This is a genomic window from Moorena sp. SIO4E2 (assembly GCF_010671945.1).
In the GTDB taxonomy this organism is placed as follows: Bacteria; Cyanobacteriota; Cyanobacteriia; order Cyanobacteriales; family Coleofasciculaceae; genus Moorena; species Moorena producens.
In genome coordinates this window covers 1-24,228 of the sequence record NZ_JAAHIE010000056.1, presented here as the reverse complement: position 1 = coordinate 24,228, position 24,228 = coordinate 1, and the positions used below count along the sequence as shown (strand labels likewise).

Here is a 24,228-nt window from a genome sequence, read left to right as displayed (position 1 = left end):
AGTAGGGAGTAGGGAGTAGGGAGTAGGGAGTAGGAAAATAAAACAGCCATGCTTCCCATGAGCTAGTGCATCAAGATAGAATCAAATCTTATTACTATTCCCGATTCCCGATTCCCGATTCCCGTTCAAAAGTTAGTGATGAGGAACTTGATAAAATTGAACCAATATTATCGAAATTAGGATTAACCAGGGAAGAAATATTAGCTCTAGATACTGAAAAAAAAATATCTAACCAAGTAAAAGCTCGACTTGATAGACTAGATAAAAGGATACAAGATGAAATAATTCAAGAATTACAAGATTGCTTAGATCAAGATGAATATTTTGAGATTGATTATAAATATTAAATTTTAAAATAAATAAGTAACTAAAATGTTTAATAAACAATGGAATACAGAGTATGAGGGAAATATAATATCAGTTTTAAACACTTGGGGAATAATAAATTTTAGTCTAAAAACAAGTGAGGCAAAACTTTATATAAATGGTGAAAAACAAGATGAATGTAACCATATGCTAGTTATGGGAAAAGAACCAATCATGCAAGGAAAAATTGATCTAGGAAATGGTATGTATAAAATAGTCAAAGTATATATGAAATCTGGCTTATTTTCAGTACAAACTAAAATTTGTATAGATGATATTCAAATTGGTGGTGATAGGTTTTAAATAACTTTATGGAAATCCCTATAAATTCTAACTATAGATTTCCATAACATTGCCTAAAAGGGTACAAACTAGGCAATGTTGTGATTTGTATTTGCAGCATGGGCTTTAATACAAGAAGTCGCTAAGGGATGTGATTTTACCATCAAATGTTATGATCTTTGTTTGCGATCGCTATATATACTTAAGAAGCTTAAAAATTAAACAGGGTAGGCATTGCCCACCCTATTTATAGCGCTTCTCATAGCTATGAGGTACACATAATTTGGCGTTGCTGATTCTCAGTATGGTTTCGCCCCCCTAGCCCCCCAATTCTGGGGGGAAAAACTCTCAAAGTCCCCCAGAATTGGGGGACCAACGGGGGCTTTAATAAAACTAGATGATCGCGCATTCATTCCTTAATTCAGCAACGCCCATAATTTTTCCCCGATTCCCGATTCCCGATTCCCGATTCCCGATTCCCGATTCCCGATTCCCTAAAACCCAAAAATTTGTACCTGACCCAAATTGCTAGATTCACTCCATAGCACTTCTGAAAAACTCAATTGTTTCTTTCAACGCCACAATAAATCGATCAATCTCTTCAAAAGTATTATAAAAATACAAACTGGCTCGTGCTGTACCAGTTACTCCTAAACGATGGTGCAAGGGTTGAGTACAATGATGTCCAGAACGAATTGCTACACCGTCTTGATCCAACAGGGTAGATACATCACTAGCATCCAATCCTTTAACATTAAATGTTGCTAAGGCTGCCCTACCTTTACCATCTATTGTTGGTTGGGGACCATACATGATTAGATCGGGAATTTCCTGCAACTGCTTAAACAAATAAGCGGTTAATTCTTCTTCATAGCTATGGATAGTATCCATACCCAAGCCAGTCAAATAGTCTACTGCAGCACCAAGTGCGATCGCTTGAGCAATGGCTGGTGTCCCTGCTTCAAATTTATGGGGTAAATCCCCATAGGTGGAGTGATCCAGAAATACCTCGGCAATCATTTCACCACCACCTAAAAATGGAGGCATCCCTTGCAGTAAGTCCAGTTTCCCATACAGAAAGCCAATCCCGGTGGAAGCACACATTTTATGACCCGATGCCACTAGCCAATCACAATTCATAGCTTGGACATCAATGGGCATATGGGGGATACTTTGGCAAGCATCAATCATTACCATAGCGCCATAGTTGTGTGCGATCGCAATAATTTCGTCTACGGGATTAATACATCCCAAGGTATTGGAAACATGAACCACACTTACCAGTTTGGTTTTCTCAGAAATTAGCTGTCGGAACTGTTGTAAATCAAACTCCTGAGTCTCGGTCAATCCCACATACTTTAGTACGGCTCCAGTTTTCTGAGCAATAATTTGCCAAGGCACCAGATTGCTGTGGTGTTCCATAACCGAGAGAATAATTTCATCTCCCTGGCGCAGATTTTCCAAACCCCAGCTGTAAGCTACTAAGTTAATCGCTTCCGAAGCATTGCGGGTAAAAACAATCTCTTGTCGTGACTGGGCATTTACAAAACTAGCTACCTTATCCCGTGCCCCCTCATAACCGTCTGTCGCTCTAGTGCTAAGGGTATGGACACCTCGGTGAACATTAGCATTGTCCATTTCGTAGTAGTGGCGCAGTGCATCCAGTACTACTACCGGTTTCTGGGCAGTAGCCGCATTATCGAAGTAAATCAGCGGTTTACCGTTAACCTCCTGGTGCAAAATAGGGAAGTCAGCCCGGACTTGATCAGCAATGGTTTTTTCTTGAGTTAAGGTCATGTTACTGTTGAACGTTATTCCGTTCCCGTTTTGAACTGATGGCTATAGGACTTATGCATTTGCCCCCTAAATCCCCCGAGCGAGCAATCCCTCGCTCGGGGGACTTTGACATCATTACCACCCAATTTTGGGGGGCTAGGGGGGCGAAATTCACTTAACCGCGTAAGTCCTGGACTGTTTCCGAAAGTCTTTGCCTAAGAGAAGCTAGGGGAATTTGATTGAGTATTTCTGCTACAAACGCATCAATCAACAGGTTACTGGCATCGGTTTCCTTTAGTCCACGACTTTGCAAATAGAAGACTTCATCCGCTTCCAGCTGACTGACTGTAGCACCGTGGGAACATTTGACATTATCAGCTGTAATCTCCAACTGAGGCTTGGTATCAACTCTAGCCTTGGGCGATAGCAACAAATTGCGATTCAACTGAGCTGCATTGGTCAACTGGGCTGCTTGAGGAACAGAAACCTTACCATTAAACACTGCATGAGCACTACCATCTATAATGCACTTTTGCAGCTGATTACTGATCCCATTGGGATGATTCAACATCACCGCACTATGAGTATCTGCCAACTGTTGCTCACTAATCGCGGTTAAGCCATTTAGAATCGTTTCGGTCCCCTCACCCATCTGAAACACCTCCAGAGTATGGCGAGACAACTTCCCCCCAAAGGCTATGCCATGGCAACTATAAAAACTATTCCGAGCTTGTGCGATCGCACTCTTGCCGACATGGAAAGCCTGATTACTTTCCCCATCAACCCGGATATGAGTCACCCTGGCATTCTCCCCAACCCATACCTCGGTCACGGAATTCGTCAAATAAACACCCTGAGCGCTCGCCTCTTGGCCATGGCAATACTCTTCAACTAAACTCAGCTGACTACCAGGCTCCGCCACCACCAAACAACGGGGCTGAAAAAGCCTAGGCACCCCATCAGCCATGGAAACAAACAGCAGATGAATGGGAAGCGTTACCTCAGCATTCCTTGGCAACCAGATCACCGCCACATCAGTCAAACCAGCGGTATTGAGCAGCGTAAACACATCGGTTACGCCCTGGTGCTTGCCCAAATAATCAGCAATTCGACTCTGATACTCTGATGGCAACTCAGCCAAATTCCCTAAAAACACCCCTTCAGGCAATCCAGCCACAGAGGATAGCTCAGGGGCATAAATTCCATTGACAAATACTAATCGGCTGTTCATCGCCTCTGGCAAAACTACCGGACTAATATCCAAGGTGCTTGTATCAAAAGCTAAAGCAGCCTCAAAGGTCTCCTGCAACAGTGGCGACAAATCCGTAAACCGCCATTCCTCATCTTTAGTGGTAGGAATTGCTAACTCCTGAGCAATCCCCCTAGCGTGGTTACTTAGCTCTTGTAACCAATCCATCTCAACCGGATTATCCTGGCGACATTGCTCTAGCAGTGCCGACAAATAAGAAACCTCCCGTTTTACAGAAACTTCCATAGTCATCAGACACTCACCTCAGCAGTCTCGTCTTCCAGCACCCAGTCATAGCCACGGGATTCCAACTCTAGAGCCAACTCCTTACTACCAGTCCTGAGGATACGACCATCTGCCATTACATGAACAAAATCCGGCTCAATATAATTCAGTAAACGTTGGTAGTGAGTAATCAATATCATGGCATTCTCAGCACTTGCCAATTGATTCACCCCATTGGCCACAATCTTGAGAGCATCAATATCCAAGCCAGAATCTGTTTCATCCAAAATCCCCAGTTTCGGTTCTAGAAGTGCCATTTGCAGAATCTCATTCCGCTTCTTTTCTCCTCCAGAGAAGCCTTCATTGAGACTACGCTCTAGAAAGCTGGGATTCATTTTAACAATTTCCAGCTTTTCTTCAACTAAATCCTCAAAATCAAATGTATCAATTTCTTCCAATCCCTTGTGCTTGCGACGGGAATTGTAAGCCACCCGCAAGAAATCTAAATTACTGACACCAGGAATTTCCAATGGATACTGAAACGCCAGAAATACCCCAGCCAAAGAGCGTTCCTCCGGCTCCATTTCTAAGAGATTTTGCCCTAAAAAACTTACCTCGCCTCCCGTTACATCATAGGCTGGATGACCTGCTAATACCTTAGACAAAGTACTCTTACCAGAACCATTTGGCCCCATAATCGCATGGATTTCTCCAGCTTTCACTTCCAGATTCAATCCCTTCAGAATCTGGTTACCATCCACATCTGCCGTCAAATCCCGAACAGACAATATTATTTCACTAGTTTCACTAATCATTTCTACTTGAAATTAAATGCTTTATCCCAGAAGTATTGTTAACAGGTTTAATGTTTAAGGTTAGCAGGTTTAATGTTGAATGTTGAATGTTATTAGGTTTAATGTTGAATGTTATTAGAGGTTGTCTGAGAAGTCTCATTTGCTACATCCAAGCCCCCGTTGGTCCCCCAATTCTGGGGGACTTTTAGAAGCAAATTGACTCTTGTTCCCCCCAAAGTTGGGGGGTCAGGGGGGCAAAATTCAGTATCAAAAAACTTTTCAGATATCCTCTTAGGTTTAATGTTTAAGGTCATCAGGTTTAAGGTTTAAGGTTATCAGGTTTAAGGTTGAATGTTAGCTGGTGTAATAAATATTAGACCAGGTGGTGCGTTACGGGACGGACTTTCCCAACAGTGGCTACCGATAAAATGAGGGCGAGCCCGTCCCTAACACACCCTACGCAACTAACTTTCAACAAACTAACCTTCAACCTTCAACCTTCAACCTTCAACCTCCCAACCTTCAACCTGCTAACAACCTCCCAACCTTCAACCTCCCAACCTTCAACCTGCTAACAACCTGCTAAATACCTCCTAACAACCTGCTAACCTTACTTATCCGACTGTACCTTCTAGCTTCAGGCTTAAAAGTTTATCTGCTTCAGCAGCAAATTCCATGGGAAGTTCATTGAAGACATCTTTACAGAAGCCACTCACCATCATCGAGATCGCATCTTCTTCTGAAATCCCTCGTTGAGCGAAGAAAAATAGCTGGTCTTCACCGATTTTGGAAGTGGAGGCTTCGTGTTCGACTTTGCCCATGTTGTTCTGGACTTGAATATAGGGAAAGGTATTCGCCTCAGCTGTATCCCCAATCAACATAGAATCACACTGGGAGTAGTTCCGTGCTCCCTTTGCCTTCGGACCAATTTTGACTAGACCCCGGTAGCTATTTTTGGACTTACCAGCAGAAATCCCCTTAGAAATGATGGTGCTGCGGGTATTTTTACCGATATGCACCATCTTGGTACCTGTGTCCGCTTGTTGGAGATTGTTGGTTAGAGCAACAGAGTAGAATTCACCAATGGAATTGTCACCCACTAGAACACAACTGGGATACTTCCAAGTAATCGCAGAACCAGTTTCTACCTGAGTCCAGGAAATCTTCGAGTTGACTCCTTTGCACAATCCCCGCTTGGTAACAAAGTTGTAAATCCCACCTTTACCATTTTTATCCCCAGCGAACCAGTTTTGCACCGTGGAGTATTTAATCTCAGCATTGTCCAGGGCAACCAGTTCCACCACAGCTGCGTGCAGCTGGTTACTATCGTACATGGGCGCAGTGCAGCCTTCTAGGTAACTAACATTGCTCCCTTCTTCCGCCACAATTAGGGTACGCTCGAACTGTCCAGTATCTCCATTATTAATCCGGAAATAGGTGGACAGTTCCATCGGGCACTTGACTCCTTTGGGAATATAGACAAAGGAACCATCACTGAAAACAGCTGAATTGAGAGCAGCAAAGTAATTATCTGCCACAGGAACAACACTACCCAGGTATTTCCGCACTAACTCCGGGTGTTCTTGCAAAGCTTCCGAAATCGAGCAGAAAATTACCCCCGACTCAGCCAGCTTCTCTTTGAAGGTAGTGGCGATCGAGACACTATCAAAGATGGCATCCACTGCTACATTAGCCAGCCGCTTTTGCTCAGATAGGGAAATGCCTAATTTATCAAAGGTTTCCAGTAAAGCTGGGTCAACTTCGTCCAGGCTATTGAGTTTTTCCTTCGTCTGTTTGGGTGCTGAGTAGTAGATAATCTTTTGGTAGTCAATGGGAGGATAGGTAACATGGGGCCAGGTTGGCTCTGTCATTTTCTGCCATTGTCGATACGCCTTCAGGCGAAACTCCAGCATGAACTCAGGTTCGTTTTTCTTAGCCGAAATCAGACGGATAATATCCTCATTGAGTCCACGAGGAATGGTATCCGCTTCAATATCTGTGACAAAGCCGTACTTATAGGGCTGGTTGACTAATGTCTTGACAGTGGCAGTCATCGATTTAGTGCTCTCTTATCATTAAGGATTCAACAGAGTTACAAACACAGTGATAGTTTGTTCGCCTTTGACTTTCCCGTAGAGTAGGTTGGCAGGTTGGAAGGTTAGAGGTTGTAGACTGCGGGTAGCGACTGCATCAAGACAGCGGCTTGCTTTTATCGCCGGTTACAACTATGATATACAGCTTCCTCATGCCCACGGGATATTATCTGGTGACTGGGTGGATTAAAACAACGTTTTTGTTGTTTAACTCTATTGTAGGTTATATTAACAACAAACATGTTGTTAAAGTCAAGAGAATTTAGATTTAATAGTAATAACGGTACCGACAAGCACCAAAGGGAAGCCTGAGTGCCCTTCCCCTGTTACCCAATCCCCAACTCCTAAGCCCATGATGCCTACTCAGCAAACTTCCACCAAGCGAGACATCTTACAATATCTCCTCAAACAGGATCGAGCAAGAGCCCAGGAGTTAGCCACAGCCATAGGGGTTAGCCCCCAAGCTATTCGACGTCATCTCAAAGAATTGGAGGCAGAAGGGCTAATTGAGTACAAATCTGTTCAAATTGGCATGGGGCGTCCTCAACATATCTATCACCTCTCTCACAAAGGACGCGATCGCTTTCCCCATCATTACGGAGAGTTTTCCGTTTCCCTGCTCGATACCATGACAGAAACCTTGGGTCGTGAACAGACTAGCACGATTTTACAAAAGCAATGGCAACGTAAAGCTCAAGAATACCGGGAGTGTATCGGGAATGGTACAGTGCGAGAGCGAGTAGCCAAGTTGGTAGAACTGCGTAGACTAGAAGGTTATATGGCAGAGTGGCACACCCTAGAATCAGGTAATTTAAATAATGGCGTTAGCGAGCAGTACATTCTAACCGAATACAATTGTGCTATTTCCAACGTTGCCGAATCTTACCCCAGTGTGTGTGGTCATGAACTGGAAATGTTTGCCGCCGTATTGCCAGATTGTACAGTGGAGCGTACTCACTGGCTCAATAATGGAGAGCATCAGTGCGGCTATTTAATCAAAGGGCGACTCAATAACTAACATGCGAGTAACTAAGCCTGTAAGTTATCAGCCGTCAGCCGTCAGCCGTTAACCACAGGCCCCAAGTTAATACCACCTCAAGTAGCTTGCATGGTACAGGCTTATAGCGTGGCACAGGCTTCTAGCCTGTTACATACTCCATTAGCTGATAGCTGATAGCTGATAGCTGATAGCTGATAGCTGATAGCTGATAGCTGATAGCTGATAGCTGAACGCGATCGCGTGCGCGTAGCGCATATGCTTAAAAGTTATATAGTAAACCTTGAAAACCCTTATGGCTGATTCCCAGCAATCCTCAATCCAATTCTTAACTCCGGAAGAATCCGCTGATGTAGACCAAGCATTGCTCTCTTCCCCAGAGAAATTTTTAACTCGTTTAACTATTTCCTCCCTCAGACTGTTGAAGCATATTTCACAAGATACTGGGGTGCCCATGGAAGAGTTGACCCATCAGCAGATCATCGATTGGTTTGAGAAGGACAGTAAGATTCGGCGAGAACAAGGGGTAGAAGCCGCTTTTTTGAAATGGTAAGCCAATAAACAGGTAATATTGTCCCCTTCACTAATTATTACTTGCAGTTGGTAATTGATAGTTGGTAGTTGGTAAGTAAGCATTCAGCTCTCAGCATTCAGCCGTCAGCGGTCAAGTGTCAGCAGACGTAACATAGATTAAACCAATGCTTACCTGTTTTATTAAAAAGTACCTCAAGTAGCGTGGGCATAAGCTGATAGCTGATAGCTGTTCGCGCAGCGTGCGCGTAGCGCATAAGCTGATAGCTTACCTTGGTAGTTGGTAATTGGTAGTTAACGATTCTCCATCACCAACTATCCAGGGATTATGTTGGAAGTGATTCACTGGACTTGATATAATCGGTTAATTATTGACAGTTTACTGCATAGTACTGTTAACAAACAAACCTCAACAAAACCTAATCAAAAATCAGCAATTTAGAGCTGATTTATAAAATAAATATTAATTTTTTTTGGGGTGCGTTAATAAATCGTAACGCACTTATTTAATCTAGTGCTTTTGGGGCTAATTTTAGTTTTGTCACTAGTCAAAACTTACCAATAGTGTAGCTATCAAGCGCCCTACAGCCATTTAATCCTTTACTTTATAAATGACGGTTTAGAGGATTTTGGGTAAAATTATTGATCAAGATCACATAGATGCGTTGTCCTAAATCACAGTCTTGCGTGATCTAAACCGATGAAATGGATATAAGTTACCGCTAGCATTCTTAGGTCAGCTGTTAATACTCAAGGAAACGGTGCATCATGAATACTCAAAAAATTCGCTTCGCAGCCATCACGATTTTAGATATCGCTCTATTGTTCACAGTCCCCATCATTATCCAATTATTCTCAAAAATTCCTTAAGTCCAAGGAAGTATGTCTTAGGAATGATCAATGATGTATCGGCACATAATATAGCGTTTCCAAATGAGATGTAAAACTAAGAGGTGTTTTTTGATTTTTAAATAAAACTCTGGATCTCTTTATCCTATTGCCTTTTGCCTATTGTAGGCAAGCAAATTACTGCCATACCTGTGTTTACAACTCATATAAAAACGCTATCAGCACATAGTTTTGCATTAATCGTTTTTCGAGTACAAGCCCCTAACACCTAGCATGGGGTAATTCATTATTAATCATTCATCTTCATCATTCCCTGATCACTGTCGAGACCGGTGGCATTCCTAGTTCAGTTAATTTTAGATATAAAATAAATCTGAAAATGATCAATGAAAGTAATCAATAAATTTCAAAATCTGGTCTTGACCGGAATAATAGTGAGTGTGGGGTTATGGGCAATACCAGTATCAGCACAAGTGGAGGATGAGCAAGTCAACGATCTTGTAGAAGCACTGCGGCTTTCGGCACCACCCAATCGCCGGAATGATGGCATGTACAGCGACTGGCAAGTAAAACCTGCCATTATCCCTAGCTGGACATCTCAATGTGCAGGACAGGCAATGACACCTGCACAATTTGAAGCCGACCCGACCACAGCACGTAGTGTGGTGGCTTGTATCATCAGACGGGAACTAGAGATTGAATTTAGAGATAGTGGCAACAATGAAATGATTGCTGTTCGCCGTACCGCCTGTTGGTGGATGACAGGAAAACCCTCTGGCTGCAACAGTGGCGCAACTGCTGACTATGTCCAGAGAGTACTCGGCTTTTATCAGCAGCCCCATAGGTCAACACCAGTATTCGCACAAGTAGAGGATCAGCAAGTCAACACTCTTGATCCGCAAGTCAACCCTCTTGATCCGCAAGTCAACGCTCTTGTAGAAGCACTGCGGCTTTCGGCACCACCCAATCGCCCGAATGATGGCATGTACAGTGACTGGCAAGTTTTACCGGGGATTATCCCTAGCTGGACATCCCAATGTGCAGGACAGGCAATGACACCTGCACAATTTGAAGCGGACCCGACCACAGCACGCAGTGTGGTGGCTTGTATCATCAGACGGGAACTGGATATTGAATTGACAGATAGTGGCAACAATGAAATGATTGCTGTTCGCCGTACCGCCTGTTGGTGGATGACAGGAAAACCCTCTGGCTGCAACAGTGGCGCAACTGCTGACTATGTCCAGAGAGTACTCGGCTTTTATCAGCAGCATAGGTCCAGTCAAGCAGTAGTGCCACTAGCCTGGAAATTCTAGTCGCTGTTGACCCTTAACCTTCAGGCTTCTTAGAATTTAGAATTTAGAATGCAGAATTGAGAATTGAGAATTGAGAATTGAGAATTGAGAATTGAGAATTGAGAATTGAGAATTGAGAATTGAGAATTGAGAATTGAGAATTTAGAATTGAGAATTGAGAATTTAGAATTGAGAATTTAGAATTTAGAATTCTACATTCTGCCTTCTGCCTTCTACATTCTACATTCTACATTCTACATTCTTCATTCTTCATTCTTCATTCTTCATTCTTCATTCTTCATTCTTCATTCTGCATTCTGACCAACAACCTTCAACCTTCAAGCCTTCATGCTGCTTGTCGGGACAACAACAGTTGAACAAAGTTATCACTAACTGTATGGTCTTTAGTATTCGCTGCGTATTGAATTAAGGTTTCCCGCAAGCGCCAAGCAGCATCCCAAGGCAGTAAGGTTGCCAAGAGGAAGTACACGCCGCGAAACCTAGGGTCACTGATATGCTTGTTTGGCAAATCATTTCCTTCACCTAGGAACGTCTGCACGATGAAAAAGTCCTGGATTTTGTCGTGGCGGAAATACCATTCTTTTCGATCATTGCCTGCATGGTCAACAAATAGACGGCAAAATACCATTTTGTGGCGTTCCATGCAAATCAGTTCTTCAAACCATTTGTCAGCTGGTATCGCTACCTCATCTTGCAAGCGCATCTGGTAAACTGTCTCAGCAAATGCCTCTAGGGGAAATTGTCTGAGATAGAGTTGTTCATACTCCTGAGCCATATATTGATACTGCTGTTGCTGCAAATTCAGCAAGTCTGGTTTCTGCCCATGGGCTATCATCTGAGCCACTATGGTCAGGTCCATCGGGTTGGACAGCATCCGACGCACAGTTCTCTGTTCTTCTTCTGATTGGTACTGAGGTAAAACGGTGTCAATATACTTTTCGCAGGCTTGTTTGTACTTTATACCCGAGATGGGAGCATCTGGGGGCATAATTTTATAGCGCGATAGTAAAAATTTCTCAATCTGCTTAGGTTTCAATGGTTGCAGTACATAGGTCGTAGCGCAAGAGGGGGTCTGCCACTCCATGGATTGGGTCCCTATGATAATATTGCCCTTGAAGTAACTTTCCACAAAACTGGTAATCAAGGCTCGTGTGTCTGGAGTGACTTCATTGAGTCCATCAATACAGATATCAATGGCATCACTGTAAATCAGGTCTCGCAAGAAACCAGAGTCTTGGGCGAATCCATGAAGTTTTGCTTGAATCGCTTCGATCACGCCATTAGCGCATTTCTCTGCAGGTAAATAGACGATGATTCGCTTAGATGATTTCACTAAGTGGCGTAGAAACATGGATTTCCCTAATCCTGATTCTCCTTCCAGGACAATGGGTAATTCCAGATCTGGTATTGCTTCTTGAATGGGTTGGGTTATATTTTTTCCCTTCCGCTCGACTTCCAAGTTAGGAAAGTAAGCTTGCTCATCAAAGTTTTCTAAATCCGCATCTGACAGCAAGGATTCCTGGAAGGGCGCAAATAACTTGGAGCGTAGAAAGGGAATCCAAGTTAGGGCTATGCCCACATACCCCAGTCCAAAAAACTTCCGCACCCAGGGATTCCAAAAGAAGATAGCTTGGACTTGGGGGGATTTGGGATAAAGCAGTATCAGTCCCAACCAAAATAGCATATGAGTTAGCCAGATAATCACCCCTTCCCTAAAAATTTTCTGATAACTACGAGAGTCCTGTTCTTCCTGGAGATCATAAAGACCACCACGAACGCTTTCTATCCATCTATCCTGGAAAATTTTCTCCGTGTCTTGCTCTAGCCTTTGGATAACTGTTTCAAATTCCAGTATCGATTGTTCCAATTGCACTTTGGTGAGCTGCTTCTTCTGTTTACCAAGCTTAGAAGCAATTTCGACAAGGGCAGAGGCGGCGGAATCGTGAACATCGATCGATTCATCTGTCAACAAGACTTCTATTAGGTTAGGCACAGCCTGAATCCCTTCCGTTCCCATCTTTCCTAAAGCAGAGGCAGCATAATAACGAACATAGACTGAGCTATCCTTAAGCAACTCAATTAATAGAGGCAAAGCATCCTTAGCTGGCTCTCCAATTTCCCCTAGTACCTCGGTAGCGCGAATCCGGATCAGGATAGATTTATCCTTCCTGAGTCGCTCAATCAGCTGGGGAGCAACATCTTTGGTTTTCTCGGCAATCTGCTCTAGGGCATTGACGCTAGTTATGCGAACCAACAAGGATGTTTCATCCTTTAGGGCTTCAATCAGGTAAGGTACAGCTGACTTGGCTGCCTCTTTTTTATTCCCTAGGGCATAAGCAGCGTTAGCACGAACCTCAGCAGATTTATCATTCCTCAAGGCTTCAATTAGGTGAGGTACAGCCTTATTGGCTTTCTTGCCTAAGTTGCCTAGAGCATAAGCACCATTGGCACGAACTTCAGCAGATTTATCCTTAAGTGCATCAATCAGATCAGGGATAGCTTCATAAGATGCTTCTCCCATCAATCCCAGAGCAGAAGCAGCTTTGGAACGAACTGTCGCCGAGTCATCGTTCCTTAGGGCTTTAATCAACCCAGGGACAGCTTGATACGCTTCCTCTCCCATACTCCACAGAGCAACAGCAGCTCCCTCCCGAACTGCAGCAGATTTATCCGTCTTCAGGGCTTCAATCAGTAAATAGACAGATTTTGAACCACATTCGACTATTGCTTGTTTAGCGGTTGTGTTGTCTATATCGTCGAATTTGGCGATATTAGTCTTAATCTCTGCTTGAGTACACCCTTGAGCTAAGGCAGGACTACAGGGCAGCAGTAGCAATGAGCAGCCCAGTAAAAACACCTTGAGCACTGAGGAAGTGGGTTGTTTGATGCACCTAATCATAGAAGTTCTCCAAGGTTTCGTGAGTATAGATACAAGCAATCTCTTCACAAATCCAGTTTTATCTCTCTGAGGGGCTATAAAAGTACCCTTGGGGGTACTCTTGAGGATTCCCCACTCCCTGATATAGCGCTACGCTTAGCGTCAGAAGTTAGAAGTCAGAAGTCAAAGGTGCGCTTTCCGTAGGCGAATTAAATTCGCCACGGGTCGCACCTAAAAGTAAGCTATGACTTACGTTTCGGAGTTTAGGAGCGATGCAGCGCGGTCTTGGGGAGGCAGCGCGGTCTTGGGGAGGCAGCGCGGTCTTGGGGGTCCCCCGGAGACGAAACCTTAGACAGTTGAGCCTTTATGGTTGGTAGGTTATGCAAAAAAGGGTTAAAACTTATTGATTAAGGCTCAACTGTCTTACGGTAACTTCAAACCATGAGCGACTGCCGTGGTTTCCCCCATGAGCGACGGCATCAAGACAATGTCCTAACAGTAGCGCGTAGTGCTATATCCAGTCCGGTCGCCTAGGTATTAAGTCTTAGGTATTAAGTTTTAGGTAAGCTATCAGCTATCAGCTATCAGCCATCAGCTATCAGCTATCAGCTATCAGCTATCAGCTATCAGCCATCAGCTATCAGCTATCAGCTATCAGCTATCAGCTATCAGCTATCAGCTAAAGGCTGACTGCTGTTCGCGTAGCGTGCCCGTAGCGCATATGTTTACAGTTTTAAATATTAAGTTTTAGGACGATTAAGTTTTAGAAATATTAAGTTTTAGGTATTAATTCTTAGGTATTAATTCTTAGGTATTAATTCTTGAGTATTAGGGACAAGAGGCGTAGTTGAAGGCTTCTTTGCTTTCGGAAGACTTAGCAAACTTTGTCAAAATCCCCTTAGTCTAGATGTTTAGAGCCTCATGCCTAAAATCTAGAGCCTAGAGCCTAGAGTGTATAACCTTAACCATCGGAAAGGATCTGATTTGTTTTTTTTTCTTAACATTTGACTTTTGTAGAAAAAAGTGTCAAAATAGATACAGAAATAAAAATTGGAATTGAATAAGCATTGAGGTCTCTGTCGGATCAGTGGCTCTCCACTCAGATATCCTGAAGTAGATAAGCCGTAGAGAACCCAAGAAAGTGATACCTAGGGCAAGCTTGCCTAACCCTTAGACAGAATTCCTCACCTGGCCAACCAACTTATTAAACAATTCCTGGCCAAGCAACTTATTAAGCAATTCCATTAAGTAATTCGATTAAGCAATCCAATCGGAGGTATTCGAGCAATGAAACTTTCTTACCGAGGTGTCAGTTATCAAAGTGAACCATCTACCCTAGAAGTATCTGAAGGTGAAATTGGTGGCACTTACCGGGGTCATAGCTGGAAAGTTCACCGAATTAAGCATAATCCTTGGCGTAAATCACCCGCTAACATGACCTATCGTGGTGTTACCTATAAAAGAGGGTAGCTATTAGTATCACTAGTTTTGTTTGAGTCAAAAAGTGCTGAGGTAAGCATTGAGCTATCAGCTATCAGCTGATGGGCTTTTCCCCAGACTTTCAATTTTAAATTTTTCACTAAAGCTGTTTGACCTGGTGGGTGGAATGGCCATCTTGGTGGAAGGGGCAAGATGCTTATTCCACAAAACTCTTCAAACCATTCCATTATTAAGCAACATCGGATTTTAAGCTAACAGCCTTCAGCTGTCAGCTGTTAGCTTACATTAAAAGCACTCAAGACTATTGAAAAAAGTGGTCTGATATTATTATTAGTCAATCGGAGGGGTAATAGATATGAAACTTAGGTATCGTGGTGTAAGTTACGACGCTGAACCCTCTTTACTAGAAGTGAGAGAGGGTGAAATTGGTGGCACTTATCGGGCTCAGAATTGGAGAGTTCACTATCCCAGACACATGCCTGAACCCCCACCAGTAAATCATCTGAAATGGCGTGGTGTTTCTTACTGCACTGGTAATCCAACTGTAACTAATTGTGAACCAGTAACTAATTCTCAACCAGTGGCTAAATCGATTTCTACTGTGGCTGCAAAGACATCGATTGCTCGCCACCGGCTGCAAAAAGTCTTGAATGAGAGCAGAAAAGCGCATCTGGCTACTATGCGCCAAACTTTGGAACATCGTCTAGAGGTAGCTAAAGCTAACGGTGATCAGAATCTGGTCAGGCTTCTAGAAGAGGAGTCAAAGCAGATGCAACCTATCTAGTGAGTTAACACAGATACTCTCACAAGTCTGGTGACGAGTCAGTTTGGGATTATCGCCAACCCCAGCCATTGCGATATAGATTGACCAAACCTTATTCAAACTTTTTCACGTATCCACAACTCTCTAACACAAGACAGAGCGATCCACAGCGATCGCTTTTTTGATGCTTTGATTTTTCATGCTTTGATGACTTGCGACACTCTGGTAGGGCAATATTTGTAACAAATTTGACACTCCCCGGTCATTAGACGCGGGGATTCTTGAAACCTATTATTATTGGTCATACATGAAGCCCGCGCACAGGTAAATCTATCATGCTGAAATCTTATCGTGAACACCTAGCTGAACGGGGAGCTCAAGGAATTCCTCCCCTACCCCTAAGTGCTGAGCAAACATCCCAACTTTGTGAACTGCTGCAAAATCCACCAGCTGGGGAAGAAGAAGCATTAATGGCTATGTTACGCGATCGCATTCCCCCTGGAGTTGATGAAGCAGCTTATGTCAAAGCCGGGTTTTTAACTGCGATCGCAAAAGCAGAACTCACTAGTCCTCTGATTTACCCCCAGGGTGCTGTAGACCTCTTGGGTACTATGGTCGGAGGCTACAATGTCCAATCCTTGGTTGAGTTACTCCAGTCTGATCACATCACCTTAGCAGCCGAAGCCGCTACTGCCCTAAGTAAGACATTACTTGTCTTTGATGCGTTCAATGATGTTCTAGAAATTTCCGATGTCAATCCTTACGCCAAGCAAGTCATCGATGCTTGGGCCAATGCTGCGTGGTTCATCGGGCGTCCCAAACTCCCCGAAGCAGTTACTGTAACTGTATTTAAGGTACCTGGAGAAACCAATACCGATGACTTATCCCCCGCCACTCACGCCACCACTCGCCCAGATATTCCGTTACACGCCTTGGCCATGTTGGAATCTCGGATAGAGTCGGGTTTAGAAACTATTGCTAAATTAAAAGAAAATGGGTACCCTGTGGCTTATGTTGGGGATGTTGTTGGTACTGGTTCATCCCGGAAATCGGCAATTAATTCCTTACTTTGGCATATTGGTGAAGATATCCCCTATGTTCCTAATAAACGGGCTGGGGGATATATCTTAGGTGGCAAAATTGCCCCGATCTTCTTCAACACGGCTGAAGATTCTGGTGCATTGCCCATTGAGTGCGATGTTTCAACAATGGAAACTGGGGATGTGATTACCATCCATCCCTACAAGGGTGAAATCACTAACCAAGCTGGGGAAGTTATTTCCACCTTTACCCTCAAACCCGATACCATCCTCGATGAAGTCCGTGCTGGTGGACGGATTCCGTTACTGATTGGGCGATCGCTTACGGATAAAACCCGGGAAGCCTTGGGATTAGAACCGAGTCCCCTGTTTGCCCGTCCAACCATGCCAGAAGATACAGGCAAAGGCTTCACCTTAGCCCAGAAAATGGTCGGTAAAGCCTGTGGCTTACCCGGTGTTCGTCCAGGTAGCTCTTGCGAACCGATCATGACTACAGTTGGTTCCCAAGATACCACAGGACCCATGACTAGGGATGAATTGAAAGAACTGGCTTGTCTTGGTTTCAGTGCGGACTTAGTCATGCAAAGCTTCTGCCATACTGCTGCTTATCCCAAGCCCGTTGATGTCAAAGTCCATAAAAAATTGCCCGACTTCTTTGCCTCTCGTGCTGGTGTAGCCTTGCGTCCTGGGGATGGCATTATCCACTCTTGGTTGAACCGGATGTTATTACCTGATACCGTAGGCACTGGTGGAGACTCTCACACCCGTTTCCCCCTAGGCATTTCCTTCCCCGCCGGTTCCGGATTAGTGGCCTTTGGTGCTGCTTTGGGAGTCATGCCCTTAGATATGCCCGAATCTGTGTTAGTGCGGTTCAAAGGTGAATTGCAGCCAGGGGTAACCTTGCGGGATATTGTCAATGCTATTCCCTATGTAGCTATTCAAAAAGGATTGCTGACAGTAGAGAAGACCAATAAGAAAAATGTCTTCTCGGGACGGATTATGGAAATAGAAGGATTGCCCGATTTGAAAGTTGAGCAAGCCTTTGAACTTACTGACGCTAGTGCGGAACGGTCTTGTTCTGGCTGTACCATTAAGCTCGGAGTAGAAACAGTATCTGAGTATTTGCGTTCCAATATCGCCCTACTGAAAAATATGGTAGGGCGAGGCTATCAAGATGCCCGTACGATCATGCGTCGAGTGGCCAAGATGGAAGAATGGTTGGCAAATCCCGTACTGATGGAAGCCGACAAGGATGCAGAATATGCTGAAATTATCGAGATTGACTTGAATGAAATCACCGAGCCGATTGTGGCTGCTCCCAATGACCCAGATAATGTGAAATTGTTGTCTGAAGTCGCAAGCGATCGCATCGATGAAGTATTCATTGGGTCTTGCATGACCAATATTGGACACTACCGTGCTGCAGCCAAAGTCCTAGAAGGGGAACCCCCTGTTAGCACTCGGTTGTGGATTTGTCCCCCTACCCGGATGGATGAGAAACAACTCAAAGAAGAAGGGGTTTACGGTATCTTTGGCATAGCTGGTGCCCGGACTGAAATGCCTGGATGTTCCCTATGCATGGGAAATCAAGCTCGGGTTGCTGATAAAGCCACCGTATTCTCCACCTCTACTCGTAATTTTAATAATCGTATGGGTAAAGGTGCCCAAGTATACTTGGGTTCTGCTGAATTAGCAGCAGCTTGTGCCTTATTAGGTCGGATTCCCAGTGCTGAAGAGTATCAGTCAATTGTAGCCGAGAAAATTAATCCCTTTGCTAGTGATTTGTATCAGTATTTGAATTTTGATCAAATCGCTGGATTTGAAGATGAAGGACGGGTGATTCCTATCGAAGAAATGCCCAAGATTGAAGATATTTTGGGTATTCCAGCGGGAACCCTCAAGTAGATTAGTTTTAGTTTAGCTTAGCTGAGTTTTCGGGTGAGCTGTTAGGTTCACCCGATGATTTTTGTCAGGTAAGCCATAGCCTGAAAAGTAAAGCTTAACCAATATAGCAGTTAAATTAAAGCTTAAGACATATTTCTGCTCCCTGCTCCCTTTCAACCAAGATACTCTGTCCTAAACTATACTTCGGTTGCTATAGTATGCAGAAATGGGAAACTTATTACTGCGCGATTCTTAAGTAACTTATGGGCTAAAATTATTACCCAGTAAGGATTTAATCTTGAATGTCACCCCCCCAGCTAAAATTTGACCTGTCATCATTTGTCAAACATCCTCTGATGATGTTATATTTGGACGAGGTAAAATTCCGGCAAATTTCAACGACAGGATGGTTCAATTATGAAATTCGATTTAAACGGCCTATTTTTGGACATTTCCGAACAACAAGCGGAACAAATCGCTGGTGGTAATAACGGTAACGATCCTAACGACCAAGTACCAGATTTTGTTGACGAATGGCATGGACTAGGAAACAACCACGTAAATCCTAACGATGGCGACACTGCTGCAGATCACCATAACTTTAATGATGCTGCAAATCCTTCTGGAAATAGCCCTCGACAGAATGCTCAAGGTGGCGGTCATACTCACCACGGCTAAATTTTAGGCGTTGCTGATACTCAGTATGGTTTCGCCCCCCTAGCCCCCCAAGCGAGGGATTGCTCGCTTGGGGGGAAAAACTCTCAAAGTCCCCCGAGGGATTGCTCGCTCGGGGGACAAACGGGGGCTTTAATAAAACCAGATGATCGCGCATTCATTCCTTGTAAGCATTCAGCTATCAGCCCTCAGTTATCAGCCCTCAGCTATCAGCCCTCAGCTATCAGCCAAAGGCCTATGGCCAACGGCTGACCCATAACTACTGTTCGCTTAGCGTGCGCGTAAGGCATATGCTTAGATGGGATTTTCCTCAGACTTTCAACTCTGATTAATCTCGAACTATTAAATTCTCCTGAGGTTTATTTTAAGCATTAGGCTGACAGCTTACATCTGACGGCTGAATGCTTACCATTCCTTAATTCAGCAACGCCAAATTTTAACCTAAAGCAATAGATTGCGAAATTGATAATTAACTATTAATGAACTACCCAATTGTCCTTCAGCACAGTGAAGAAGACTGTGGCGCTGCTTGTCTGGCAACTGTTTCTCGATACTACGGACGGAGATTTTCCCTGATTCGGATTCGAGAGGCAGCAGGCACAAGACAATTGGGTACTACCTTACTTGGATTACGACGGGGAGCAGAAACCCTGGGATTTAATACCCGTCAAGTGAAAGCCTCCCCGGAATTATTAGAACATCTCGATAAAGCACCCCTGCCAGCAATCATTCATTGGCAAGGGAACCACTGGGTAGTTTTATACGGAAAAAAGCTGAGAAAATACGTAATTGCCGATCCTGCTGTGGGGGTTCGTTATCTCAACCATGGGGAATTAACCGCAGCCTGGGCAAATAGGGTGATGTTATTACTTACTCCCGATGAAAACCGTTTCTACCAACAGCCGGAGGAAAAGGCAGCAGGAATAGGACGTTTTCTCCAGCGGGTATTGCCCTATCGCCTGATTTTAATTGAGGTAATTCTGCTCAACCTGGTAATAGGTTTATTAGCTTTAGCTTTCCCGTTTTTGTTGCAAATTCTCACCGACGATGTGTTAGTGAGGGGGGATAATCAATTACTCACTACGGTGGCAATAGGGGTAACGGCGATGAATCTTTTTAGTAGTTTTTTGCGCTTCATTCAAGCTAATTTAATCGCCCATTTTTCCCAAAGATTGGAATTAGGATTGGTGCTAGAGTTTTGTCGGCAAATCCTCAGTTTACCCCTGAATTATTATGAATCCCGTCGCAGTGGAGAAATTGTTAGTCGCCTGCGGGATATTCGAGAAATAAACCAACTAGTATCCCAGGTAGTTATTGGTTTTCCCAGCAGATTTTTTATCGCGGTGGTTTCCTTTGGTTTAATGGTATATTACAGTGGTAAACTGACCATAGTTGCTATCTTAGTAGCGGTAATGATGAGTGTTTCACCGTTGCTTTTTTTGTCTACCCTACAACAAAAAAGCCGTGCTTTGTTAGTTACCGCAGCAGAAAACCAGGGGATGTTAGTGGAGACTTTTAAAGGAGCATTAACCCTCAAAAGCACCAATGCTAAAAACCAAGCCTGGGAAGAATTCCAAGAGAGATTTGGTAGTTTGGCCAATCTCACCTTTAGTACGATTCAGATTTCTATTCTCAATGGTATTTTTTCCCGTTTAGCTTCTGGGTTAGGTAGTATTGCGATACTTTGGTTTGGCAGCACTTTAGTTATTGATAAAGTATTAACCATCGGTCAACTACTGGCATTTAATAGTATGAACGGTAACTTCACCGCTTTCATTGGTTCTGTGGTTAACTTCGTGGATGAATTTGCCCGTGCTAAAACGGCTATGCAAAGATTAACGGAAGTTATTGATAGTACCCCAGAAGAAGAGGAAGACACTAAAAAAGCTTGGGTAAAAATTCCTGAATATGGTGATATTATTTGCAGGAAACTGAACTTCCACCACGGGGGAAGAGTTGATTTACTTAAGGATTTTTCCGTCACCATTCCAGGGGGAAAAGTTACTGCCATAATTGGTCAATCTGGTTGTGGTAAAAGTACTTTAGCTAAACTAATTGCTTCCCTATATCAGGTACAGTCTGGAAATATTAGTTATGGCATTTTTAATCAACAGGATTTAGCCTTAGAAAGTTTACGTCAACAAGTGGTTTTAGTACCCCAAGAACCCCACTTTTGGAGCCGTTCCATTCTAGATAACTTTCGTTTCAGTTATCCAAGTGCTAGTTTTGAACAAATCGTTACTGCCTGTAAAATTGTTTATGCGGACGAATTTGTGAAAGAATTACCGGATAAATATCAGACAGTTTTAGGGGAATTTGGTGCTAATATTTCTGGGGGACAACGACAAAGATTAGCCTTGGCTAGGGCAATAGTTAATAATCCTCCAGTATTAATTTTAGATGAATCTACGGGGGCACTAGATCCGGTTTTAGAAGGGAAAGTTTTAGATAAACTGCTCTTTTATCGCCAAGGAAAAACTACGATTATGATTAGCCATCGCCCCAGGGTTATTATGCGCGCGAATTGGATTATTTTTCTAGAAAAAGGACAATTGAAATTGGAAGGAAATACTCAATATTTACAGGAATTAAAAGGAGAACATTTACAGTTTTTTAATCCTTGAGCAGTAAAAGATGACTACCACTAAACAAGATACCTCACCTAGTAATCTTCCCCTGGCTAATCCCAATCAATTTTTACCTTCGATTCAAAAGTGGCTAGTTATTTCAGGGTTAGCTTGTTTGAGTATTTTTATCGGAGCGATCGCCCTATCAAGTAAACTCCAATATAAGGTTACGGTTAAAGCACCCGCTAGAATTAGACCGATAGGAGAATTGCCAATTATTCAATCTCCCCTAGAAGGAAAAATAGCGGATATTTTAGTAGCAGAAAACCAACCAGTTCAGGCAGGGGATTTAATTACCCGTATCGATGATATTAATCTTCAAAGTAAAAAACAGCAACTTATAGGTAATCTTGAACAAGTAAAACAACAACTCATTCAACTAAATAACCAAATTGTTTCCCTAGAAGAACAAGTATCAGCAGAACAGGATTTACAACGGCGGAATCTTACCTCGGCTCAAGTTCAATTAACCCATCAAAAAAATCTTTACCAAGAACAATTAATTATAGCCAAAGCTAGATTTATAGAAGCCCAAGCAGCATTGGAATTAGCCCAAGAAGAGGTAAATCGCTATCAAGGTTTAGTGAAAAATGGAATATTATCTCGACTACAACTCAAAGAAAAAGAAGCAGCTTTAAAAAGCTCCCATGCCAGACTTAAACAAGCCCAGGCTAGTATTAATATTAGTTCAGGAGAAGTGGAAATAGCACGAGAAAAAATAGCTCAAGAAAAAGCTAGAGGAAAGGCAACTTTAGCTAGGTTAGATAGAGAACAAAAACAGTTGAGAGAACGCCAAACTGAAATAGTGAATCAAATTAATAACTACCAAGAACAATTAAAGCAAATTTCTACCGAATTAAATAATACTTTGATTCGCTCTCCTATCTCTGGAACAATTCTAGTTCTCAATTTACGCAATCGAGGACAGGTAGTGCACCCAGGAGATAATATTGCTACCATCGCTCCCATTAATTCTTCTTTAGAAATTAAAGCTTTTGTAGCTTCTCAAGATATAGACAAAGTAGAAATTGGGCAAACATCACAAATGCGGGTTTCTGCCTGTCCATATTCGGATTTTGGGACTCTCATGGGTAGGGTTATTGCTATTTCCCCCGATACGAAAAATTATCGGTCTCAAACCGATAATTTTTCTGTCGCTAACTCCAGTTATGAAATATCTATTCAACCAGAAAACCTTAAGTTATATTCTGGTACTAGAACTTGTACTATACGATTAGGAATGGAAGGTCAGGTTGATATTATTTCTAGGGAAGAAACTGTTTTAGAATTTATGCGAACAAAGCTAAGATCTAAGATATAAATGCATAGATTAATTGATTGATGTGCTGGTCGTCTATGGCTAATTCACAGCTTTATAACTGGGGGGGCGACGAAATAAGCTAAAACCCAGACTTCGACTGCTATGCATACTTGCAGAAAATCAATATACAAAAGTTTCCCAACTAATCGATTTGGGTAAAAAATGGCGAGCTGACTCGGTAGAGGTAACTGATGGCACCAATGAAGAGTACAGTTACCGACTCAAACGCCGATTGAGATATCGATATGAAGGAGCATTATGGGGAGACGATATTCAACGTGATCGGGATGCGGTTGTTGTTTGCTATTGGTGGGATTGAAATCTATTTAAGCTATCAGCTATCAGCCACACAAGATTTTGCCCCGATTCCCGATTCCCGATTCCCGATTCCCGATTCCCGATTCCCGATTTCTGGTAAAATTATAAATATAGCTTTCCCGCGCATCAAAGGATTGATATCCGTGGTACTTAAAGAGTTAGAGCAACAACTTCTTGCCCTTAGCCCTAGTGAAAAAGTGCAGGTTATTCAGTTACTTGCTCAAAGTCTCACAAACAATTGGCAAGGAATTGAGAAAAACCCTAGAGTTTGTGGGGGGGAAGCTTGTATTGCCAATACTCGTATTCCCGTCTGGTTACTTGTAGAAGCTCGTCGTATTGGATACAGTGATGGTGACCTTTTAACAAGTTATCCAACAATTACAGCTGCTGATTTAGCCAATGCTTGGGTATACGCAAAAGCTCACCCCGATGAAATCGAAATAGCCATTGAGCGCAATGAGGTAGCCTAGTAGATGGCACGTTTTTACGCAGATGAGCAGTTCCCTTTTCCTGTTGTTGAATTATTACGCACTTTGGGGCATGATGTTCTGACTGTCCAAGAAGCAGGTAATGCAGATAGAGGTACACCTGATAATGAAGTACTCGCATTTGCCATTAGCCAAGAACGCTCGGTTTTGACTATCAACAGAGATGATTTTATCCGCTTGCATCGCCGAAACTCTGACCATTTCGGCATTGTTGTTTGTACCAATAATCGTAATTGGGAACAGTTTGCAGAACGGATAGATGAAGCTGTAAAAGCAGAGGAAACTTTACAAGGCAAACTAATTCGTGTGGTACGTC

General features: G+C 43.1%; 19 protein-coding genes and 1 pseudogene. 15 read left to right on the top strand and 5 right to left on the bottom strand.

Translation table 11 applies throughout. The annotated features are described in order from the left end of the window. Positions 1-65: 65 nt before the first annotated feature. From F6K37_RS09285 to F6K37_RS09275, 3 genes are all read left to right on the top strand, one after another. Entirely contained in the window at positions 66-347 is a 282-nt protein-coding gene (locus tag F6K37_RS09285; RefSeq protein ID WP_287249694.1) for a hypothetical protein, read from the top strand. Positions 348-372: 25 nt separating this feature from the next. Beyond that, entirely contained in the window at positions 373-669 is a 297-nt protein-coding gene (locus F6K37_RS09280) for a hypothetical protein (protein ID WP_008187512.1), read from the top strand. A 376-nt stretch (positions 670-1,045) separates the two neighbouring features. Continuing rightward, the gene (locus F6K37_RS09275) at positions 1,046-1,180 is read left to right on the top strand and encodes a hypothetical protein (RefSeq protein ID WP_267872068.1); all 135 of its coding nucleotides are present in this window, start codon (positions 1,046-1,048) and stop codon (positions 1,178-1,180) included. Between the two features lie 2 nt (positions 1,181-1,182). Here F6K37_RS09275 and F6K37_RS09270 read toward each other — a convergent pair whose 3' ends face one another. The 4 genes from F6K37_RS09270 to sufB form a co-directional block, all read right to left on the bottom strand. Next, positions 1,183-2,445 (bottom strand): SufS family cysteine desulfurase, encoded by a 1,263-nt coding sequence (locus F6K37_RS09270; RefSeq protein ID WP_287249691.1) that lies wholly within the window; start codon positions 2,443-2,445, stop codon positions 1,183-1,185. Between the two features lie 154 nt (positions 2,446-2,599). Beyond that, positions 2,600-3,925 (bottom strand): Fe-S cluster assembly protein SufD, encoded by a 1,326-nt coding sequence (gene sufD, locus F6K37_RS09265; RefSeq protein WP_287249689.1) that lies wholly within the window; start codon positions 3,923-3,925, stop codon positions 2,600-2,602. Beyond that, positions 3,925-4,713, bottom strand: a complete 789-nt coding sequence (sufC, locus tag F6K37_RS09260) for a Fe-S cluster assembly ATPase SufC (protein ID WP_070392943.1) — start codon at positions 4,711-4,713, stop codon at positions 3,925-3,927. Before sufC ends, sufD begins: the two co-directional genes overlap by 1 nt. A gap of 593 nt (positions 4,714-5,306) precedes the next feature. Continuing rightward, a complete protein-coding gene (gene sufB / locus F6K37_RS09255) occupies positions 5,307-6,746 on the bottom strand; it encodes a Fe-S cluster assembly protein SufB (protein ID WP_008187504.1) in 1,440 nt (479 codons plus the stop codon). Positions 6,747-7,137: 391 nt separating this feature from the next. Here sufB and sufR point away from each other — a divergent pair, with 391 nt between their 5' ends. The 3 genes from sufR to F6K37_RS09240 all read left to right on the top strand — a co-directional run bounded on the left by sufR (position 7,138) and on the right by F6K37_RS09240 (position 10,478). After that, positions 7,138-7,803 carry an iron-sulfur cluster biosynthesis transcriptional regulator SufR gene (sufR, locus tag F6K37_RS09250; RefSeq protein ID WP_287249684.1) on the top strand — a complete coding sequence of 222 codons (666 nt, stop codon included), beginning with the start codon at positions 7,138-7,140 and terminating at the stop codon, positions 7,801-7,803. A gap of 274 nt (positions 7,804-8,077) precedes the next feature. Next, complete coding sequence (locus F6K37_RS09245) at positions 8,078-8,335, top strand: NDH complex assembly factor CRR9 (RefSeq protein WP_044494119.1); 258 nt, start codon at positions 8,078-8,080, stop codon at positions 8,333-8,335. 1,213 nt (positions 8,336-9,548) lie between these two features. Next, the gene (locus F6K37_RS09240; protein ID WP_008187481.1) at positions 9,549-10,478 is read left to right on the top strand and encodes a hypothetical protein; all 930 of its coding nucleotides are present in this window, start codon (positions 9,549-9,551) and stop codon (positions 10,476-10,478) included. A gap of 325 nt (positions 10,479-10,803) precedes the next feature. Here the strand turns inward: F6K37_RS09240 and F6K37_RS09235 are convergent, their stop codons facing one another. Beyond that, positions 10,804-13,377 (bottom strand): HEAT repeat domain-containing protein, encoded by a 2,574-nt coding sequence (locus F6K37_RS09235; RefSeq protein ID WP_287249680.1) that lies wholly within the window; start codon positions 13,375-13,377, stop codon positions 10,804-10,806. Positions 13,378-14,643: 1,266 nt separating this feature from the next. On the opposite strand from F6K37_RS09235, the gene F6K37_RS09230 reads away from it, so the two are divergent. The 9 genes and pseudogenes from F6K37_RS09230 to F6K37_RS09190 all read left to right on the top strand — a co-directional run. Beyond that, entirely contained in the window at positions 14,644-14,826 is a 183-nt protein-coding gene (locus F6K37_RS09230) for a DUF4278 domain-containing protein (protein WP_008187474.1), read from the top strand. A gap of 325 nt (positions 14,827-15,151) precedes the next feature. Beyond that, positions 15,152-15,580: an arginine synthesis PII-interacting regulator PirA gene (pirA, locus tag F6K37_RS09225; protein ID WP_287249677.1), complete on the top strand. Its 429-nt coding sequence runs from the start codon at positions 15,152-15,154 to the stop codon at positions 15,578-15,580. A gap of 314 nt (positions 15,581-15,894) precedes the next feature. Further along, positions 15,895-18,504, top strand: coding sequence for a bifunctional aconitate hydratase 2/2-methylisocitrate dehydratase (gene acnB / locus F6K37_RS09220; RefSeq protein ID WP_287249676.1), 2,610 nt, complete (start codon positions 15,895-15,897; stop codon positions 18,502-18,504). 396 nt (positions 18,505-18,900) lie between these two features. Further along, positions 18,901-19,161, top strand: coding sequence for a hypothetical protein (locus F6K37_RS09215; RefSeq protein WP_287249674.1), 261 nt, complete (start codon positions 18,901-18,903; stop codon positions 19,159-19,161). Between the two features lie 476 nt (positions 19,162-19,637). Beyond that, positions 19,638-21,782 (top strand): peptidase domain-containing ABC transporter, encoded by a 2,145-nt coding sequence (locus tag F6K37_RS09210; protein ID WP_287249672.1) that lies wholly within the window; start codon positions 19,638-19,640, stop codon positions 21,780-21,782. Positions 21,783-21,993: 211 nt separating this feature from the next. Next, the gene (locus tag F6K37_RS09205) at positions 21,994-23,106 is read left to right on the top strand and encodes an HlyD family secretion protein (RefSeq protein ID WP_287249670.1); all 1,113 of its coding nucleotides are present in this window, start codon (positions 21,994-21,996) and stop codon (positions 23,104-23,106) included. Positions 23,107-23,206: 100 nt separating this feature from the next. Next, positions 23,207-23,425, top strand: a pseudogene (locus F6K37_RS09200) (hypothetical protein); the annotation flags it as partial. Between the two features lie 142 nt (positions 23,426-23,567). After that, the gene (locus tag F6K37_RS09195) at positions 23,568-23,894 is read left to right on the top strand and encodes a DUF433 domain-containing protein (RefSeq protein WP_287249695.1); all 327 of its coding nucleotides are present in this window, start codon (positions 23,568-23,570) and stop codon (positions 23,892-23,894) included. Positions 23,895-23,897: 3 nt separating this feature from the next. Beyond that, a partial coding sequence (locus tag F6K37_RS09190; RefSeq protein WP_287249666.1) for a DUF5615 family PIN-like protein occupies positions 23,898-24,228 on the top strand: 331 nt, incomplete at its 3' end.

Excerpts from the sequence above, each read along its gene's own strand:
- F6K37_RS09280 (WP_008187512.1), top strand. The coding sequence starts at position 373 with ATGTTTAATAAACAATGGAATACAGAGTATGAGGGAAATATAATATCA.
- F6K37_RS09275 (WP_267872068.1), top strand. The coding sequence starts at position 1,046 with ATGATCGCGCATTCATTCCTTAATTCAGCAACGCCCATAATTTTTCCC.
- F6K37_RS09270 (WP_287249691.1), bottom strand. The coding sequence starts at position 2,445 with ATGACCTTAACTCAAGAAAAAACCATTGCTGATCAAGTCCGGGCTGAC.
- sufD (WP_287249689.1), bottom strand. The coding sequence starts at position 3,925 with ATGACTATGGAAGTTTCTGTAAAACGGGAGGTTTCTTATTTGTCGGCA.
- sufC (WP_070392943.1), bottom strand. The coding sequence starts at position 4,713 with ATGATTAGTGAAACTAGTGAAATAATATTGTCTGTTCGGGATTTGACG.
- sufB (WP_008187504.1), bottom strand. The coding sequence starts at position 6,746 with ATGACTGCCACTGTCAAGACATTAGTCAACCAGCCCTATAAGTACGGC.
- sufR (WP_287249684.1), top strand. The coding sequence starts at position 7,138 with ATGATGCCTACTCAGCAAACTTCCACCAAGCGAGACATCTTACAATAT.
- F6K37_RS09245 (WP_044494119.1), top strand. The coding sequence starts at position 8,078 with ATGGCTGATTCCCAGCAATCCTCAATCCAATTCTTAACTCCGGAAGAA.
- F6K37_RS09240 (WP_008187481.1), top strand. The coding sequence starts at position 9,549 with ATGAAAGTAATCAATAAATTTCAAAATCTGGTCTTGACCGGAATAATA.
- F6K37_RS09235 (WP_287249680.1), bottom strand. The coding sequence starts at position 13,377 with ATGATTAGGTGCATCAAACAACCCACTTCCTCAGTGCTCAAGGTGTTT.
- F6K37_RS09230 (WP_008187474.1), top strand. The coding sequence starts at position 14,644 with ATGAAACTTTCTTACCGAGGTGTCAGTTATCAAAGTGAACCATCTACC.
- pirA (WP_287249677.1), top strand. The coding sequence starts at position 15,152 with ATGAAACTTAGGTATCGTGGTGTAAGTTACGACGCTGAACCCTCTTTA.
- acnB (WP_287249676.1), top strand. The coding sequence starts at position 15,895 with ATGCTGAAATCTTATCGTGAACACCTAGCTGAACGGGGAGCTCAAGGA.
- F6K37_RS09215 (WP_287249674.1), top strand. The coding sequence starts at position 18,901 with ATGAAATTCGATTTAAACGGCCTATTTTTGGACATTTCCGAACAACAA.
- F6K37_RS09210 (WP_287249672.1), top strand. The coding sequence starts at position 19,638 with ATGAACTACCCAATTGTCCTTCAGCACAGTGAAGAAGACTGTGGCGCT.